An 18,187-nucleotide genomic window follows, 5' to 3' on the forward strand; every position below is an offset into this window, starting at 1 on the left:
GCGGGGGAATAAAGATGACTTCACAAAAAATAATCCTGATCGTAGAAGATAATGAAATTAACCGGGCGATGCTGCGCGGAATTTTAGAGTCGGAATATAAAGTCCTGGAAGCGCCGAATGGGTTAGAAGCGCTGAAAGTGCTGAATGATCAGAAAGATAACGTTTCCCTGATCTTATTGGATATCGTGATGCCGGTCATGGACGGCTATACGTTTTTGTCGATCCTGAAAAACGATCCGTCAATTTCCTCGATTCCGGTCATCGTTGCGACGCAGAATGATAACGAATCCGATGAAGTGGCCGCGCTTTCTCATGGAGCGACGGATTTCGTTGCCAAACCATATCGGCCGCAGATCATCCTGCATCGCGTCGCCAGTATCATCAGCCTGCGCGAAAACGCTGCGATGATCAATCAGTTCCGCTACGACCGGCTGACCAGTCTTTACAGTAAGGAATTCTTTTACCGGCGGGTGCGCGAGGAGCTGCAGGCACATCCGGATCGGGAATATGATATGTTGTGTTCCAATATCGAAAACTTTAAATTGATCAATGATATTCTGGGGGTGCCGGCGGGCGATCAGCTGCTGATCAGCGTTGCCGAGATGATTCAGGAAAAAATCGGGGAGCGCGGGATCTGCGGCCGGCTGAGCGCTGACCAGTTTGCCTGTCTGATCCACCGTCCGCAAGCCTATCCGCAGGAATATTTTATTCACGCCAACAGTGAGATCAACACGCTGGCGAACATGCAGAACGTTGTTGTGAAGTGGGGCGTTTATGTCATTCGCGACAAACAGGTGTCGGTGGAACAGATGTGCGACCGGGCCTTATTGGCGGTGCGCCGGATCAAAGGACAATATAACAATTACGTCGCAGCCTACGACGATACGCTGCGCAATAAGCTGCTGCGGGAACAGGCGATTACCGACAGTATGGAAGCTGCGCTGAAACAACGGCAGTTTGTGATTTATCTGCAGCCGAAATTTCAGATTAAGGATGATCAGCTGGCGGGCGCCGAGGCGTTAGTGCGCTGGAATCATCCGCAATGGGGGTTTCAGTCGCCGGCGGAATTTATTCCGCTGTTTGAACGCAACGGATTTATCACCAAACTGGATCAGTATGTTTGGGAACAGAGCTGTGCGGAACTGCATCGGTGGGATCAGGCGGGGTATCCGCAGATTTCAGTTTCAGTGAACGTGTCCCGGGCCGATATCTACAACAGCGATTTGATCGACTTTTTGACTCGAATCCTGAAAAAATATGAGCTGCAGCCTTCCCGGCTGCATTTGGAAATCACGGAAAGCGCCTATACTGAAAATCCCGGTCAGATCATCGCGACGGTGGAACAGCTGCGGACGCTGGGCTTCGTGATCGAAATGGATGATTTCGGCAGCGGGTATTCTTCGCTGAATATGCTGAACCAGCTGCCGCTGGATATTCTAAAGCTGGATATGAAGTTTATCCAGAATGAAACCGCCAAACCGACGAACCAGGGAATTCTGCGGTTTATCATGAGCCTGGCGCGGTGGATGAATTTAAGCGTCGTCGCGGAAGGCGTGGAAACCCGGGAACAGCTGGAACGGCTGCGGGAAACCGGCTGCGATTATGTGCAGGGCTATTACTTTGCCCGGCCGATGCCGTGTGAGGAATTTGAAAAGCTGCTGCAGAAGCAATACGAACAGGCGTCAAAAAAATCGCTGGAAAATTCGCTGCCTCTGCCCGATCAGCAGAAGCCGATGCTTTTGTTAGCGGATGGGGACGTCCGGTATTGTGAAGAAATGCGCGGCGTCTTAAGTCAGCAGTATCTTGTCCAGTGCGTTAGTGACGGTCAGAGTGTATTGCAGTATTTGGATATGTATGCCAATCAGATCCGGCTGATTATTTTAAGTCTGGACTTAAAGGACCCGGAGGGAATCGACGTGCTGAAGACGCTGCAGCATCGCATTGAGGTTCGCGATATTCCGATCATCGCGACCGGTTATTGGGATGATCAATGGGAGGAAGCGGCGCTGGATATCGGCGCGGATGATTTTGCGGGGAAGCCGCACACCCCGATGAGTTTATGGAAACGCGTGCAGCGGACGCAGAGTCTGAGCGTTTTGCGGCAGCAGGAACAAATTCTGCGCGAGGAAGCTTACCGCGATTATTTAACAGGACTGTTAAACCGCCGCGGCTTGTCCGCGGTTTGCCAGGCGCTGCGGCAGGATGACGCGCCGCTGGCGCTGTTCCGGTTTGATCTCGATAATTTGAAAAAAGTCAACGACCAGCTCGGCCGCGATCAGGGGGATCAGCGGATTCGTCAGTTCAGCCATCTGCTGCGTTCCCATTTCCGGCAGAGTGACATTCTGGCGCGGCTGGATCAGGATGAATTCATCGTCGTCATGAAGAAGACGGCGCGCAAGGAAGCGGTCGTCAGAAAAGGGGAAGCGTTGGGGCAGGCGTTTGTCGAAGCCGGGTGGAATCAGGATGTGCCGCTGACGGTTTCTGCCGGCATCGCGATGTGGGATCTGAGTGAAACGCTCGACGAAGTCTTGGCGCGGGCGGACAGCGCATTGAAATGCGCGAAGGTCGGATGTCAGAGCCGCTGCCGTTTATGGGAGGAAGCGAATGTATGGGGGATCAGGAGCGAAATTGTGAAAAAATAGTGCGGGCCTTCTGCAATGCCTGGTTTGAAACACGGGACGTCGGGAAAACCACCGGTTTTCTCTGCGCGGACATTGATTTTATCGGAACCGGCGAACAGGAAACTGCCCGCGGACTGGATGCGATGCGGGCTTATATCATCACGGATATTCAAGAACTGGATGAATCGTTTTCAGTTGCTTTTCCCGTGATGAAATGCCGCCTTTTACAAGCGGATTTGGGTTCTGTTTTTACTGAAATGATTCTTCAAAACTCCCAGTATGCCTGGCATCTTCGGGGGTTTTTTATCTTGCGGCGGCAGAGCGAGGGGTGGCGGATCTTAAGTCTGCATTTTGCCGAGCCGGGCCGCAGCCAGCAGCAGGGCGAGCATTATCCGCAGACGCTGGTCGTAGAACGACTGCGCCGTCAGCGGGAGGAACTGCTCAACGACACGCTGCCGGGCGGAATGATGGGCGGCTACATAGCCGAGGATTTTCCGTTTTATTTCATCAATGATCAGATGCTGGCCTATTTGGGGTATCAGGATGAAGCGGAATTCATCGCGGATATCCAGGGAAAGATTATCAACTGCATGCATCCGGACGACCGCCGGCGCGTCGATGCGGAAGTGAGCTTCCAGCTGGAAACCGGGGACGAATATACAGTCGAATACCGGATGAAGAAACAAGACGGCAGTTATATCTGGGTTCACGACTTAGGCCGGCGGCTGCAGGCGGAGGATGGACGTCCGGCCATTTCGTCGGTGTGCTACGACATCACCGCCCAAATTCAGGCGCAGGAAGAAGTGCTGCGCTTATACAATAACATTCCCGGCGCGGTTTTCCGCTGCCGCTATGATGAGAAGCTGAGCCTGGTCAGCGCTAACGACGGCTTGTTTGATTTCATCGGCTATACCCGCGCTGAATTTGCCGAACTGGGCAATCAGCTGGCGGCGATTATCGAACCGGAGGATTTGCCGGATGTCGTCAGGCGGCTGCGCGAACAGCTGCGGCAGGCCAAGACGATCCATATTGAAAACCGGCTGCGCTGCAAGGACGGCAGCGTGAAGTGGGCTTCAGTCAAAGCCCAGTTGTTCATGGAGAACGATGAATCCTTTTTTGACTGTGTCTTCATCGACATCACGGAGGAAAAGCAGCTGCGCCGGCGTGAAGAAGAACTCTATGAGCGGGAGCTGCGTTATTTCGTGGAAGCGGCCAGCGGCAATCAAAGCGGGCAGGGCCGGCTGAACGTGACTCAAAATCTTTTGGAAAGTTATTTGACAACGGCGAATTTCGCCGTAGCCCAGGTGGGCGACAGCTATGATCAGGTGATCGCGCAATTCGCACACTCCTCCATGGATCCGGACACCGGCCTGCGGATTGAGAAGCAAATGCAAAGAGAACAGGTCCGGGCGGATTATGCCGTCGGCAAGAGCGAATATCACTTCGAATTTCTGCGCAGTACGCGCGAGGGCGCGTTCTGGAGTCATACGACATTCCATTCCTGTCTGAATCCGGAAACAGGGGAACTCATTCTCTTTTTCTATACGCTCGATATCACGGAGCAGAAGCTGCAGGAACAGCTGCTGGATCAGATCGTCAGCCTGAATTACGATATCATCGCGGAAATTGACGCGCACAGCGGACAACTGCGGATTCATGCTTCCAATGATCCGATGGTTCCGGCCGAGGATCAGTTTTCACTGGCGATTGAACAATTCGCCAGCCGTTATGTCAAACCGGAATTCATTGCGGAATATCGCCGTCAGCTGGATCTGGACCGCATGAAACGCACGCTGGCCGAACAAGGCCCGTATACATTCTCGGTGGAAATGCAGGATGATCAGAGGCAGACCCGCGTCAAAGTCTATAAGGTTTTTTATCTTGACCGTCAGCTGGAGCGTCTGTGCGTCACGCGCAGCGACGTGACCGAAGTCGTGCGTCAGGAACAAACGCAGAAAGCGGAGCTGGCGGCCGCGCTGAATGCCGCGCAGCAGGCGAATGCGGCAAAGACAGATTTTCTATCGCGGATGTCGCATGAGATCCGGACTCCGATGAACGCAATTCTGGGAATGAGCGCAATCGCTGCCCAATCGCTGAACGATCCGGGCCGGACGGGCGAGTGCATCGAAAAAATTCAGCTGTCCTCGCGGTTTTTACTCGGCTTGATCAACGATATTCTCGACATGAGCCGAATTGAAAGCGGCAAGCTGCTCCTGAACAACGGGCCGCTGCTTACACGCAGGCTGATCGAAGGCGTCAGTACGCTGTGCGCCGGTCAGGCCGCGGCCAAGGGGGTTCGTTACCGGTGTGTTGTCGATCCGTCGCTGCAGGCGGAATACACCGGCGATTCAATGAAGCTGCAGCAGGTTTTGGTTAATATTTTAAGCAATGCGGTGAAGTTTACGGATTCCGGCGGCGAGGTTATCCTGCACGCCAGTCAGGTTCTGGCGAAAAAAGAGAATGCCGTGGTCCGGTTTGTGATTCGCGATACGGGCGTCGGCATCAGTCCGGAATTTCTGCCGCATCTGTTTGAGCCCTTTTCACAGGAGTCGACGGGGACGACCGCGGCGTATGGCGGCAGTGGATTGGGACTGGCGATCTCCAAAAGTGTTGTCGATCTGATGGACGGACGCATCAATGTGCGTTCAGAAAAAGGAAAAGGGACGGAATTTACCATCGAGGTCAAACTGGGTGTTGTTTCCTCCGCGGCAGAAGCCTGCGGCTGGAATTCGGCTGACGCCGCTTCAGCGAATCGAAATCCGCGGAATCTGGATTTTACCGGCCGGCGGATTCTGTTGGCCGAAGACAACACGATCAATACCGAGGTGGCGGTATTGCTTTTGCAGGCTAAAGGCTTCATCGTCGATACCGCGGAAACCGGCGAACAGGCGCTGCGGTGTTACGAGGCCTCCAGCCCGTATTCCTACGACGCCATTTTGATGGATATCCGGATGCCGGTGATGGACGGTCTGAGCGCTGCCGCCGCGATCCGCCGCTGTCCGCGTGCGGATGCCGCGCAGATTCCGATTGTTGCGATGACAGCCAACGCCTTTGACGACGATATCGCCAAGAGTCTGGCGGCGGGGATGAACGCGCATCTGGCTAAGCCGATCGACCCGGATTTGTTGTATCAGACGCTCAATGATTTAATCGGGAACAAGGAGGAAAACCCATGGCGGACGTTAAAATAATCATGGAAACTTACGGCGTGAATTACGCGCTGACAATGGAACGGTTTATGCGGCAGGAAAAGATGTATGTGCGAATCCTGGGCATGTTGTTCAAGGACGAAAGTCTGGGGGATCTGCGGCGGGCGCTGCAGGCGGAAAATCTGGACGGAGCCTTTCAGGCGGCGCATACGCTGAAGGGGGTATCTGGAAACTTGGGGTTAACGCCGTTGTATGAGGCGGTCTGCGATATCGTGGAACCGCTGCGGCATGGGGAAAAGCGTTCCGATTATCCAGCGATGTTGGAAAAGATTGAGGAAGAATTCGCGAAGGTCAGGCAGATGCACGAAGAACTGACTGCGTGTCAATTATGAAAAGCAATTCCGCGGCTCTGTTTGTCCGCACAGCTGCCGCACAATGGCAGCCGGTGAACAAAACGGCGCAAAGCCGGAATCAGGATCCGGGTTTCACGGAATGGCTGGGGCAGGTCGACAATAACGAAAAACCGGCAGTCTGGCAAAATCCCCTCACCCAGGCAAGCTACACCGCGGAAATCCAGACGTTAGAGATTGCCGGGGAGGCCGTGACGCTGCTGACGCTGACGCCGGAGGTTCCGGCTTTTTCCACAATGATGGAGAAGCTGTGGGAAGCGGTTGCCTGCGGCTTGGTGGTCTGTCAGATCGACAACGCGCAGCCGCTGTATGTCAACGCAGCTTACCGGCAGATGTTCGGCACGCCGGCCGCGGATTTTAAAGCGGCGATGGAAGCTGTGCATCCGCAGGACCGGCCGGCTTTGCAAAGCGCCCTGGCGCAGCTGCGGGATCAACACGGCGCGCTCCAGCACAGTTTCCGCGTCTGGGATGCGGCGCGGAAAACATATCGCTTTATCCGGATCGACGCCTCTATCCGCACTTTGCCGCAAACCGGCGCGGTGCTGGTGGCGCTGCTTCAGGACGTCAGCGAACAATTCACCTTACAGACGCAGCTGAACACTGCCAATCAGAAAATGCAGGAGATCATCAACGCGATTCCCGGCGGTGTGGCCATTTACAAAGTAACGGATATTTTCGAAACGGTTTATTTCTCGGACGGCGTTCCGGCATTATGCGGATATACTGCCGAGGATTATCATGCGCTGAGGCTTCAGGATGCCGCGCTGCGAATCTACGCGGAGGACAGCGAGCGCGTCGTGGCCCGGGCGATGGAGGTTGTGCGCACCGGCACTCCGGCGACTTTGGAATTCCGCAAGGTGCACCGCGACGGGCATCTGGTCTGGGTGCGCGTCCAGATCAGCGCCCTTGGCGAGGACGAGGGACATCCTCTGCTTCACTGTGTTTTCCACAATATTTCTGATTTGAAGGAAGCCCAGCTGCAGATGAATCATCTGGTCAACTCCATCCCCGGCGGAATCGCCAGCTACAAAGTGGAGAACAATGTTTTTATTCCAACGTTTTTCTCCGACGGCGTGGCGCAGCTGACCGGCCACAGCCCGCAAGAATTCCAGGCGATCACCGGACAGAACGCAATGCTTGCGATCTATCCGCCGGATCGTGAACGGGTGGAAAAAGCGGCGCTGCAGGCGTTAGTCAGCGGCGAGGTGCTTGACGTTTCCTACCGCAGCCCGCACCGCGACGGCTCCCTGATCTGGATTCATCTCAACGGGCGGCGGATGGGGCCGCGCGCGGAGGTATCCCAATTCTACGCGGTGTTTACCGGCATGTCCGCGGAAACACGGCTGTATCAAAGTATTGCCGACGAATCCTCGGACGGAATCTATGTGATCGGCAAGCATAATTATGAGCTCTATTATGTCAGCGACAACCACCGGATCTTTGCCAAGGATCAGCAAGCTGGCGGGCGGAAATGCTACGAGGTGCTTTTTGGCAAATCGCAGCCCTGCGCTTTCTGTACGCTGAAAAGCCACGCCGCGGACAATGAGGAACACGAAATGTCCGTCGATCAGCCTGACCGCTTCTATGCCACGCGCTTCCGCGAAACAGATTGGAATGGGATTGAGGCTTATATCAAGCATGTTCGGGAAATTACCGGAGAGGTTCGGGTGCGCCGGGAAAATGAACGGCTGGCGCAGTATTTCCAGACGGTCGTCAAAAATTTGCCGGGCGGCGTGACCGTGATCCAAAGCCGTCAGGCGGGACAGCTGGTGCCGGAATACATTTCCGAGGGTTTCGCGGAAATGGCCGGTATGAGCTACACGGCGATGTGTCAGGCAATTCAGCAGGATTTTACCGCGAATATTCATCCGCAGGATCGGGAAATGGTCCGCGGCCAGCTGCTGCGGTTCATCGCGGAGCGCCAGCCGCAGGGGGAAATCGTATTCCGCATGCTGAAACAGGATCAAAGTCAAATCTGGGTCAGCAGCAAGCTGTCGCTGATTCTGGATGAGGACGGGACGGTGCATGTTTACGCCGTGCATCACGACATTACCAAGGAACGCCTGGAGCAGCAGCGGATCCGGCAGCAGTATAACGAGCTGATTCTTGAACACTACCGGACTCCAGGTGAGAACGCGCTGGTCGCAGGCCATTGCAATATCACGCGGGGCCGGATTCTGGATATCATGGATTATACGGATTCCGATCTGCTGGCAAGCTTCGGCTATGACCGCGAGGTGTTCTTTAAGGGACTGTCGTCGCTGATCGTCGAACCCGGACCGCGGCAGTATTTCCTGGATCACTATTTAAACGAGCCGGCGCGGCGGGAATTCGCCGCCGGCGAAACCGTTCAGATGCAGGAGTGTTTTGTGCAGCTGCCCAAGGAAAGTCAGGGCCGCTATGTTGAGATCAAGATGAACATGGTATCGACGCCGGATACCGGGGATGTAACGGGAATTCTGACCGTTACAGATATCACGGAAAAGACGATCTCCAATCTCATTCTGCACCAGCTGTCAAAAATAAATTATGATTTTGTCGCCGATATTGACTTAGGCCGCGATACATATAAGATTCTGTCGCAGAATGAACAGACAAACCTGCTCAACGCGACGCACGGCTGTTATTCGCAATGGATTGAACGGCTTTTGGAAAGCCATGTGCTGCCCAAGGATAAGGAACGGTATGAGAGAAGTCTGAAACCGGAATATCTGAAATCACGGCTGCAGAATGAAGACTCCTTTACGTTTACCTTTTCGATGCGGGATCCCAGCGGCGAGCTGCGGATGAAGAACGCGACGGTCTCGGTCACGGACCGGCGGCTGAAACGGATCTGTCTGTCGCGGACTGACATCACCGAATCGGTCCGCGAGCAGCAGGGATTACTGCGGGTGGCCGCCGTTACCTTTGAACTGGCCGGTTTTATCGACATCACCTCGAAACGGCTGATTGTGCATACGCGCCAGACCGTTGTGGAAAACCTGCCGCCGTATGTCGTCGAGCATTACGATGAAGCGATGGAAAAGTTTGTCAGCCAGCACACCCAGAAGGAAGGTCTGGAGGAAATCCGGGGGCAGTTCCGCTTGGCGGCGATGCTTGACAGGCTGCGTCAGGATCCGCAAGGCTATGATTTTCTGTTTCCTTATCAAGACGCACAGGGAGAACGGATTAAAAAGGTCAGCGTGCTGTGGGGTGACGCCGATCATCAGACGGTTTGCCTGGTCCGCGCGGATGTGACGGAGATGCTCGCGGCTGAGCGCCGGACCAAGAAAACACTGGAAAACGCCTTGATCCAGGCCGAAGAAGCCAATCGGGCCAAGAGTGATTTCCTGTCGGCGATGAGTCACGATATCCGCACACCGATGAACGCGATCATGGGCATGACGGCCTTGGCAACGGCACATCTGGGCGATTCCCAGCGGGTTGCCGACTGTCTAAAAAAAATCACCTATTCGTCCAAGCATCTGCTGAGCCTGATCAACGACGTCCTCGATATGAGCAAGATTGAACGTTCGCAGATAACGTTGAACCGGGTGCGTCTGCGGATGCCGGAGGTGATCGAACAGCTGGCGGCGATCATGGGGCCGCAGGCCCGGATCAAAGCGATCCAGCTGAATATTTCCGCCAATCAAATTGAACATGCGGTATTCTATGGCGATGCGCTGCGGATCAATCAGATCTTAATTAACATTTTAAGCAACGCGGTGAAATTTACGCCGGAGGGCGGCACAATTGATTTCATCGTGGAGGAAATTCCAGGCAGCGATCTGAATCAGGTCCGCTACCGGTTTACGATTCGCGATACCGGCATCGGCATTGAACCGCAGTTTTTGGAGCATTTGTTCGATCCGTTTGCCCGCAGTTCGCAAGTCGGACAGATTGAAGGGACCGGTCTGGGCTTAAGCATCACCCGGGGCCTGATCGAGTTAATGAACGGCAGTCTTCAGGTGGAGAGCCAGGTAGGGCAGGGTTCGACGTTTGTCATCGAATTGGCGTGTGAGCCGGAGCTTAACGAAAATCCGGACGGCGAGAGGCCGGCGGAGGGAAGCTTAAGTCCGCAAGCGGACACAACTCTGGCAGGGCGGCGGTTTCTGATCGTCGAAGATAATCTGATCAATGCGGAAATCCTGAGCGGCATCCTGGAATTGGCCGATGCTGAATTTGAGGTCTGTTATGATGGAAAGCAGGCGGTCAGCCGGTTCAGCGAACAACCGGAAGGGTATTACGACGCAATTTTGATGGATATCCAGATGCCGGTGATGAACGGTTATGAAGCAACCCGTGTCATCCGGCAATTAAAGCGGGCGGACGCCGGACAGATTCCGATTGTCGCTATGACAGCCAACGCCTTTGCGGAGGATGTGGAAGCCTCCGCGGCGGCCGGCATGTCGGCGCATGTGGCGAAACCGATTGATCTGGATTTATTGTACGCGGTATTGAACCGGGTGCTGCCGGAGAAGACGAAAAAGTTGAATTCATGAAGAGAGAACCGCGGCTGAACTTGGCTGCGGTTCTTCATTTTGTCAGTTGGCGTTTTTTTTCTTCTATTGAAAACGCGGCGCGCTAATAAAAATTCTTCCTTTTTGAATGGAACTTTGCTATAATAATTAAGCAATGCACCGGTGGCGGAATCGGCAGACGCGCACGTTTGAGGGGCGTGTGATTTATTCGTACGGGTTCAAGTCCCGTTCGGTGCACCAGTTGAATTCAATTTCCCGGAACTTCCGGGGTCGAAAGTCCTGAAATCAGGGCTTTTTTGTTACTTTTGCAGGCAGAATCTAACAGTTTTGTTAGAGAGAAGAAAAGCCATGGCGGGAAGATTTTCGGTTAGTGTATAATAAGATCATACGAGGAGGGATTGGGATGTTTAAAATCTTGATTGTCGAGGATGAAGAAAAAATCCGGGTGGAGCTGCAGAACCTGTTAAACCGCTACGGCTATGAGGCGCTGACGCTGGATGATTTTCACGAAGTCGATCAGCAGATCCTGCGGATTCAGCCGCATCTGGTCTTACTGGATATCAATCTGCCGGAAATGGACGGCTATATGATCTGCCGCTCGCTCCGCCAGCAATCTTCGATTCCGATCCTGATGGTGACCAGCCGCAGCAGCGATCTGGACGAATTAATGAGCATGAGTTTAGGCGCCGACGACTTCATCACCAAGCCTTACAACGTCCAGATTCTTCTGGCGCATATTCAGGCTGTTTTAAAGCGCGCGTATCCGCAGGATCAGGGCCGGCTGCTGGAAGTCAACGGCGTCACGCTGGATTTAAGCAAGGGCTGTGTGCTGCATGAAAATCAAAGCGTGGAGCTGACGAAAAACGAAATCCGAATCCTGTGGCTGTTAATGCGCAAGCAGGGCACGATCGTCAGCCGCGACGAGATCATGACCGATTTATGGCAGTCGGAGGAATTCGTCGACGACAACACGCTGACCGTGAACATCAACCGGCTGCGGCGTAAGCTGGAAAGCATCGGCGTGAGTCCGGATTATCTGTCGACCAAACGCGGGCTGGGGTATCGGATATGACGTTCAAAGAATTTCTTCAGGACCGCTGGGTATTCCTGCTGGGGCAGACGGTCTTCCTGCTTTTCGCCGGGGTGCTGCTGCGGCTGCTGCGCGTCAGCGGGTTCGCGCTGGGGTTTTTAGCGTTTCTGTATCTGGCGCTGATCCTTGTCACGCTGGGGATTGAATTTTACCGCAAGAAGACCTTCTTCGACCAGATGTTTCAGCTCTTGGATCAGCTGGAAGAGAAATACTATTTATCGGAACTCATCGAATCGCCCGATTTTGTGGAAGGGCAGAAGCTGACGCAGCTGTTCCGGGTTGTGAGTAAGTCGATGAACGATACGATTGCCGAATACCGCCGCCGCAACGAAGATTACAGCCGGTACATTGAAACGTGGGTGCATGAAGTGAAAACGCCGATCGCTTCCTGCAAGCTGATCATTGAGAACCATTCCGACCCGGTGACGCGTTCGCTGGAGGAGGAAGTCGACCGGATTGATCAATACGTCGAACAGGCGCTGTATTACACACGGTCCACCGTTGTGGAAAAAGACTATGTGATCCGCCGCTGTTCGCTCGATCAGATCGTCAGCCAGGTGATCAAAAATCACGCGAAGACGCTGATTTCCCGGCAGTTCTCAATAGAACGGGAAAATCTTGATCAGACCGTCTATACCGATGTGAAATGGATTGATTTCATTCTCAGCCAGATTGTGACCAACACGGTCAAATACCGCGCGGCCGAGAAGCCTGTGCTGCGGTTTACGGCGAAAGCGGATGAAAATCAGGTGACGCTGCGGATTGAAGACAACGGCTGCGGGATCAGCGCCCATGATCTGCCGCGGATCTTCGACAAGGGCTTTACCGGGGACAACGGCCGGCAGGTGGCCAAATCAACCGGAATGGGGCTGTATCTTGTCAAACAGCTCTGTGATAAAATGAATATCGGCATTCAGGCTGAATCGCTGCCCGGCCGGGGAACCACCCTCTTGCTGACGTTCCCGTTATCCGGCTTTCTGCTTCCGGAATAAAATGGGAAAAAGGGCAGTACACTGAGAGCGGAAAGGCTGGAAAATTTTAAACCGCGGGATAACGCTTGATTTTTCATCGCCCTTGATTATAATAAGGACGAAAAGAATGGGTGAAGCATGATCGAAAACAACGAAAAACAAACCGAGCTGGTCGTACTTTTAAAAAAGTACGCGCAGGCGACGCTGACGCGGGAAAAGGTGCAGTCGATGCGCGGTTATCTTCAGCATGGGGATACGACGACGCTGGATCACGCGATTGCCGTCGCGTATTACAGCTTGATGCTGGACCAGAAATGGAAGCTGAACTGCGACAAAGGGAGTCTGGTGCGGGGCGCCTTGCTGCACGACTATTTTCTTTACGACTGGCATCAGCCGCACAAGGAATACGGGCTGCATGGGTTTACGCATCCTTCAACGGCGCTGCGCAACGCGGTTCAGGATTTTGATTTAAACGCCGTAGAGCGCAACATCATCGCCCGGCACATGTTTCCGCTGGTGCCGATTCCGCCGCGGTATCGGGAAAGCGTGATCGTCTGCCTGGCGGATAAGTTCTGTTCGCTCAACGAAACGTTCAGCCGGCAGCGTTATTTAACGCTGGTGCGACTGCTTTCCGCCGCGTTAATTTTCCAACGATGAAGCGTCCGAAGGGACGTTTTTTCTATTAGGAAAGGCCGTTACAGAGGAAAGGAAAAACTCTTTGGAACAGTTTTCTGCGCAAGCGTTTTAACGCGATGAAAGCCCATCTTTTTTCATTCTGGATGAAGAGCTGGATCAGGCTAAAACTAAAAGGGAGAGAGCGGATGAAGGCCAAACGGGAGGATGAAAATAGGAATTGAAACTTGAAAATAATTCAACTTTCCTTTATAATAGATTCAGATTTCAATTCACTTCAAACGGGAGATAAAATTAGGATCAGGCATCCTGACGGAGGCTGAAAGGGGGCTTGACAATGCAGAAACAGCGCGTGATTCTGGCGATCGACCTCAAATCGTTTTATGCTTCGGTGGAATGCGTCGACCGTGCTTTGGATCCGCTGACTACCCATTTAGTGGTTGCCGATGAAAGCCGGACGGAAAAGACGATCTGCCTGGCCGTTTCACCGTCGTTAAAGAAGCTGGGTCTGGCGGGCCGTCCGCGTTTGTTCGAGGTTGTTCAGAAGATCGCTTTCATCAATGCGCAGCGGCGCCGAGAAGCACCGCACGGGAAGCTGACGGGTTCGTCGTGGGATGCGTTGACGCTGGATCAAAAGCCCGGGCTTGCGGCCGCTTACATCGCCGCTCCGCCGCGGATGGCCCGGTATATTGAGGTCAGCCGTCAGATTTATCAGCTTTATCTGAAGTACATATCGCCGCAAGACATCCATGTGTATTCGATCGACGAGGTTTTTATGGACGTCAGCGCCTATTTGAAGCCGTTAGGCATTTCCGGCAGGGAGCTGGCGAAGCGCATTGTTCAGGATGTGCTGAAAACGACAGGCATTACCGCGACGGTTGGCATCGGCACAAATTTGTATTTAGCCAAAGTCGCGATGGATATCGTTGCCAAACATGTTGAGGCGGATGCGGATGGAACACGGGTCGCCGAACTGGATGAAATGAGCTATCGCCGGCAGTGCTGGACGCACCGGCCGCTGACCGACTTCTGGCGTGTCGGCCGGGGTTATGCTAAAAAGCTGGAAGCCCACGGCTTGATGACGATGGGAGACATCGCCCGCTGTTCCCTGGGCGGCCCGGATCAATTCCACAACGAAGCCTTATTGTATAAGCTGTTCGGCGTCAATGCCGAATTGTTGATCGACCACGCCTGGGGCTGGGAACCCTGCACAATCGCGCAGATCAAGGCCTACAAACCGGTTTCCCGCAGTCTAGGCAGCGGGCAGGTGCTGCATTGTCCTTATCCGGCGGAGAAAGCGCGGCTGATCATCCGGGAAATGGCGGATCTGTTAGCATTGGAATTAGTTGAAAAGGGACTGGTTACCGATCAGCTGGGGTTGTATCTCGGGTATGCCGTCGAGAATCTGCGCGATCCGGATCGCAGGCGGGAGTATCAGGGACCGGTGACGACCGACCGCAATGGCCGCGAGGTACCTAAATCCGCACATGGAACCCTCCGGATGGCCCGGCCCAACGCTTCCGGCAAACAGATTGTCGAAGCGATGCTGCAGCTGTTCGACCGGATCGTCAATCCCAAGCTGCTGATTCACCGCGTGGGGATCAACGCCAATCAACTGCGGCCGGAAAGCGAACTGAAAGAGAAGGAATATGTCGAACAGTTCGATTTGTTCAGCGACAGCGAAGCGCTTCTGCGTCAGCGCAAACAGGAAAGCGCGGAGCTGGAAAAAGAAAAGCAGGTGCAGCAGGCAATCCTGAAAATTAAACGGAAATATGGCAAGAACGCCGTTTTAAAAGGTACGAATCTGCTTGAAGGCGCGACGACGATTGAGCGCAACCGGCAGATCGGCGGCCATAAAGCCTAGGGAGGCGGAGAAAGCAGATGAAGGAAACAGATTATTTCCCGTATGAAGACATCATTGATCTTCCTCATCCTATTTCGAAAATCCACCGCCCGATGGCGCTGGCAGACCGCGCGGCGCAGTTTAACCCGTTCGCCGCCTTGACCGGGTATGACGATGAAATCCGGGAAGCGGCTCGATTCACCAGTGAAAAGATTCTGTTAGCGGAGGATGAAAAGCAGGCGCTGGATAAAAAGCTGCAGGCGCTTCTGTTGCGGATCGAGGAACAGCCGGACGTTGAAGTCGTTTATTTTGCGGCGGATGAAAAGAAATCAGGCGGTAGTTATCAGACGATTCAGGGAATGTTGAAAAAGATGGATACGCTTCATCCGACGCTGATTCTTCACGATGGAACGCGGATCGAAGTTCAGGATATTTTACGTTTAGAAAGCAGGATTTTGGACGGCTTGCCCGGGGATGAGGGGTAAGCCGTTTATGCTTGGTTCGTGTTTACCATATCTTTTTAATAACGGGTTCCCTGCATCTGCGGCTTGCCTTTCCTTGTTCCTCTGGCGTACAATAAAGACATGATTCTTGAGGAGGGATTATATGATCTGCATCACGGGCGGCACCGTCCATACCGGCAAGGGTGAAGTGCTGGAAAATACCGATATTCTGATCGATAACGGAAAGATCGTTGAAGTGGGTAAGGATTTAAAAGGAAAGGCCGAAGGGTTTATCGACGCTTCCGGCAAGGTGATTCTGCCGGGGTTTATCGACGCGATGAGCGAACTGGGCATGGCGGTCCGGCGCGGCGAAGTGCGCGACAACGACGAAAAGAGCGATCCGCTCACGCCGCAGTTGAAGGCGCTCTATGCTTATGACGGGGACTGCGTCAGCGAACAGGCGCCGTATACCTACGGGATTACCGCGCTGGCGGCATCACCGAGCAATTCCAATATTCTGGGCGGTCAGATGGCGGTTTTCAGAACGGCCGGCATCAATCCGTTTAAAATGTTGGTGAAGGATGAGGCAGGGATGAAAGGTTCTGTGACCGATCAGGTCAAGGAAGCCTATGGTTCCCGCAACGCAGCGCCGATGACGAAGATGGGAATTTTCAGCTTGCTGCGGGACGCACTGCGGCAGGCGCAGGAGTATGATGAGAACAAAGCGGAAACTAAGCGCGATGAAAAAGCCAAAGCGCTGAAAAAGGTGCTGGCGAAGGAAATGCCGCTGTTGATCGCCGCCAACAACGCCGCCGAGCTGCGGGGGGTGCTGCGGGTCTGCGCCGACTACGATCTGAAACCGATTCTGGCGCTGGGCTATGATATTCATGCGGAAGACGTCGATTTGTTAGATAAAATCCAGGGCGTCATTCTGGGCAATCTGTCATATGGCTTTAACGCTTATTCGCAGAAAGCGGATTTGGAAGGATTATACGCGTTATATAAGAAGGGACTGCCGGTCGCGATGGCGACAATCGGCAACAACCCTAACGGAAAGGAAGGCCTGATCTGGACGGCGGCGCGGATGATGCGGGCCTGCGGGGACAGTGAAGCCGTGTTAAGCATGCTGACAAGCCAGGCGGCGAAGCTGCTGGGCTGCGCAGACCGGATCGGTTCAATTGAAGCCGGTAAGGACGCGGACTTCGTCGTCTGGAGCGCCAATCCGATCGAAACCTATGAAGGCCGGGTTGAAAAGGTCTTCATGCAGGGCAAGGTCGTCTATGTTCAGGGAGGTTATCAACAATGAAGCTGATTAAAAACGGAACCGTCATGACGATGGGGCCACAGGGAACGCTGCAGGCTGACATTCTGATTGAGAACGGAAAGATCATTGACATTGCGGAAAAGATTACGGCGGAAGGTGCTGAAATCATCGACGCTTCCGGGCTGCTCGTCTTGCCGGGGCTGGTCGACGCGCACAGCCACATCGGCGGCTTCGACACGAAAACCGGTGCGCAGGATCTCAACGAAAGCGTCAATCCGGTTACGGCGCAGCTGAACGCCTACGACGGGGTGGATCCGTTATCGCCGCAGTTTGCCTCAGCGTTGGAAACCGGCATCACTGCCAGCGGGATCGTGCCGGGCAGCGCCAACGTGATCTGCGGTCTGGGCTGCGTGATCAAATCCGCCGGGACCAGTCTGGCAGAGCGCTGCGTGAAGCAGCCGTTCGCGCTGAAGGCCGCGGTCGGCGGCAATCCGAAGGGCGTCTACGGCAAACGCAATCAAAGCCCGATGACGCGCATGGCGATCGCGGAAACGATCCGCGAATACTTCCATCAGGTTCAGGACTACCGCCAGAAGAAGCAGGAAGCCAAGGCGGATCCGGCCAAAATGCCGAAGTTCGATCAGGGGCTGGAAAACGGCGAGCTGGTGCTCGATAAAAAGATCCCGTTAAAAATCCATGTCTATCAGCACGATATTCTGACATGTATCGAACTGGCAAAGGAATTCGATATCCGGATCACGATCGATCATGCTCTGGGTTCCAGTGATTTCCTCGACGAAATCGAAGCGGAAAAAGACCGGCTGGCGATTATCTACGGCCCGATCGGCGCGCAGAAGGGGCCGAATGAGCTGCATTTAGTCGATACCGGCTGCTTAAAGGAGCTGGATGAGCGCGGCGTTTTATGCGCGATCATGACCGACGGTCCGGCCCGCAATCCATGGATGATTCTGGCTCAGGCAGGGGAAGCCGTACGCTTCGGCTGTCCGGCGGAACGCGTGCTGCGGATGATTACGATCAACGCGGCGACGATCCTGGGCTGCGAAGACCGGATTGGTTCGCTGGAAGTCGGCAAGGATGCCGATCTTGTCCTGTTTGATCAGAATCCGGTCGTTTCCACCGCAGCGAAAGCGCTGCTGACGATGGTGGACGGCGAGGTCGTTTACCGGCGGTAAACGAAGCTTCCCTGTCTTCAGCTTTGCCAAAAAGCAAGGTTTGTCCCTTTTGAAAAGAAGCAGACCCTGCGGATTAGATCAAGATCTCAGAAAAAACTGGCTGTTCAAAG

11 protein-coding genes and 1 tRNA gene are annotated in these 18,187 nt (G+C 54.1%); all 12 read left to right on the forward strand.

From position 1 onward, the window contains the following. The first annotated feature begins 14 nt into the window (after positions 1 to 14). The 12 genes from DWY25_RS05000 to DWY25_RS05055 all read left to right on the forward strand — a co-directional run bounded on the left by DWY25_RS05000 (position 15) and on the right by DWY25_RS05055 (position 18,077). Positions 15 to 2,642, forward strand: a complete 2,628-nt coding sequence (locus tag DWY25_RS05000) for an EAL domain-containing protein (RefSeq protein WP_117894321.1) — start codon at positions 15 to 17, stop codon at positions 2,640 to 2,642. Beyond that, entirely contained in the window at positions 2,609 to 5,812 is a 3,204-nt protein-coding gene (locus DWY25_RS05005) for a PAS domain-containing protein (protein WP_117894322.1), read from the forward strand. The genes DWY25_RS05000 and DWY25_RS05005 overlap by 34 nt, the downstream gene beginning before the upstream one ends. Then, the gene (locus tag DWY25_RS05010; protein WP_117894323.1) at positions 5,794 to 6,162 is read left to right on the forward strand and encodes an Hpt domain-containing protein; all 369 of its coding nucleotides are present in this window, start codon (positions 5,794 to 5,796) and stop codon (positions 6,160 to 6,162) included. Before DWY25_RS05005 ends, DWY25_RS05010 begins: the two co-directional genes overlap by 19 nt. Then, the gene (locus tag DWY25_RS05015) at positions 6,159 to 10,661 is read left to right on the forward strand and encodes a hybrid sensor histidine kinase/response regulator (protein WP_117894324.1); all 4,503 of its coding nucleotides are present in this window, start codon (positions 6,159 to 6,161) and stop codon (positions 10,659 to 10,661) included. Before DWY25_RS05010 ends, DWY25_RS05015 begins: the two co-directional genes overlap by 4 nt. Before the next feature lie 135 nt (positions 10,662 to 10,796). Beyond that, positions 10,797 to 10,880, forward strand: a tRNA-Leu gene (locus DWY25_RS05020). Between the two features lie 163 nt (positions 10,881 to 11,043). Continuing rightward, entirely contained in the window at positions 11,044 to 11,712 is a 669-nt protein-coding gene (locus tag DWY25_RS05025; protein ID WP_117894325.1) for a response regulator transcription factor, read from the forward strand. Further along, positions 11,709 to 12,722 carry a sensor histidine kinase gene (locus DWY25_RS05030; RefSeq protein WP_117894326.1) on the forward strand — a complete coding sequence of 338 codons (1,014 nt, stop codon included), beginning with the start codon at positions 11,709 to 11,711 and terminating at the stop codon, positions 12,720 to 12,722. Before DWY25_RS05025 ends, DWY25_RS05030 begins: the two co-directional genes overlap by 4 nt. A gap of 117 nt (positions 12,723 to 12,839) precedes the next feature. Next, entirely contained in the window at positions 12,840 to 13,358 is a 519-nt protein-coding gene (locus tag DWY25_RS05035) for an HD domain-containing protein (RefSeq protein WP_117894327.1), read from the forward strand. 313 nt (positions 13,359 to 13,671) lie between these two features. Further along, positions 13,672 to 15,198: a Y-family DNA polymerase gene (locus tag DWY25_RS05040; RefSeq protein ID WP_117894328.1), complete on the forward strand. Its 1,527-nt coding sequence runs from the start codon at positions 13,672 to 13,674 to the stop codon at positions 15,196 to 15,198. A gap of 17 nt (positions 15,199 to 15,215) precedes the next feature. Then, positions 15,216 to 15,662 (forward strand): hypothetical protein, encoded by a 447-nt coding sequence (locus DWY25_RS05045; RefSeq protein ID WP_117894329.1) that lies wholly within the window; start codon positions 15,216 to 15,218, stop codon positions 15,660 to 15,662. A gap of 121 nt (positions 15,663 to 15,783) precedes the next feature. After that, on the forward strand, positions 15,784 to 16,926 hold the full coding sequence (locus tag DWY25_RS05050) for an amidohydrolase family protein (protein ID WP_117894330.1): 1,143 nt from the start codon (positions 15,784 to 15,786) through the stop codon (positions 16,924 to 16,926). Then, complete coding sequence (locus DWY25_RS05055) at positions 16,923 to 18,077, forward strand: amidohydrolase family protein (RefSeq protein WP_117894331.1); 1,155 nt, start codon at positions 16,923 to 16,925, stop codon at positions 18,075 to 18,077. Before DWY25_RS05050 ends, DWY25_RS05055 begins: the two co-directional genes overlap by 4 nt. Positions 18,078 to 18,187 lie beyond the last annotated feature (110 nt).

Source organism: Holdemania filiformis, assembly GCF_003459085.1.
GTDB lineage: Bacteria > Bacillota_I > Bacilli_A > Erysipelotrichales > Erysipelotrichaceae > Holdemania > Holdemania filiformis.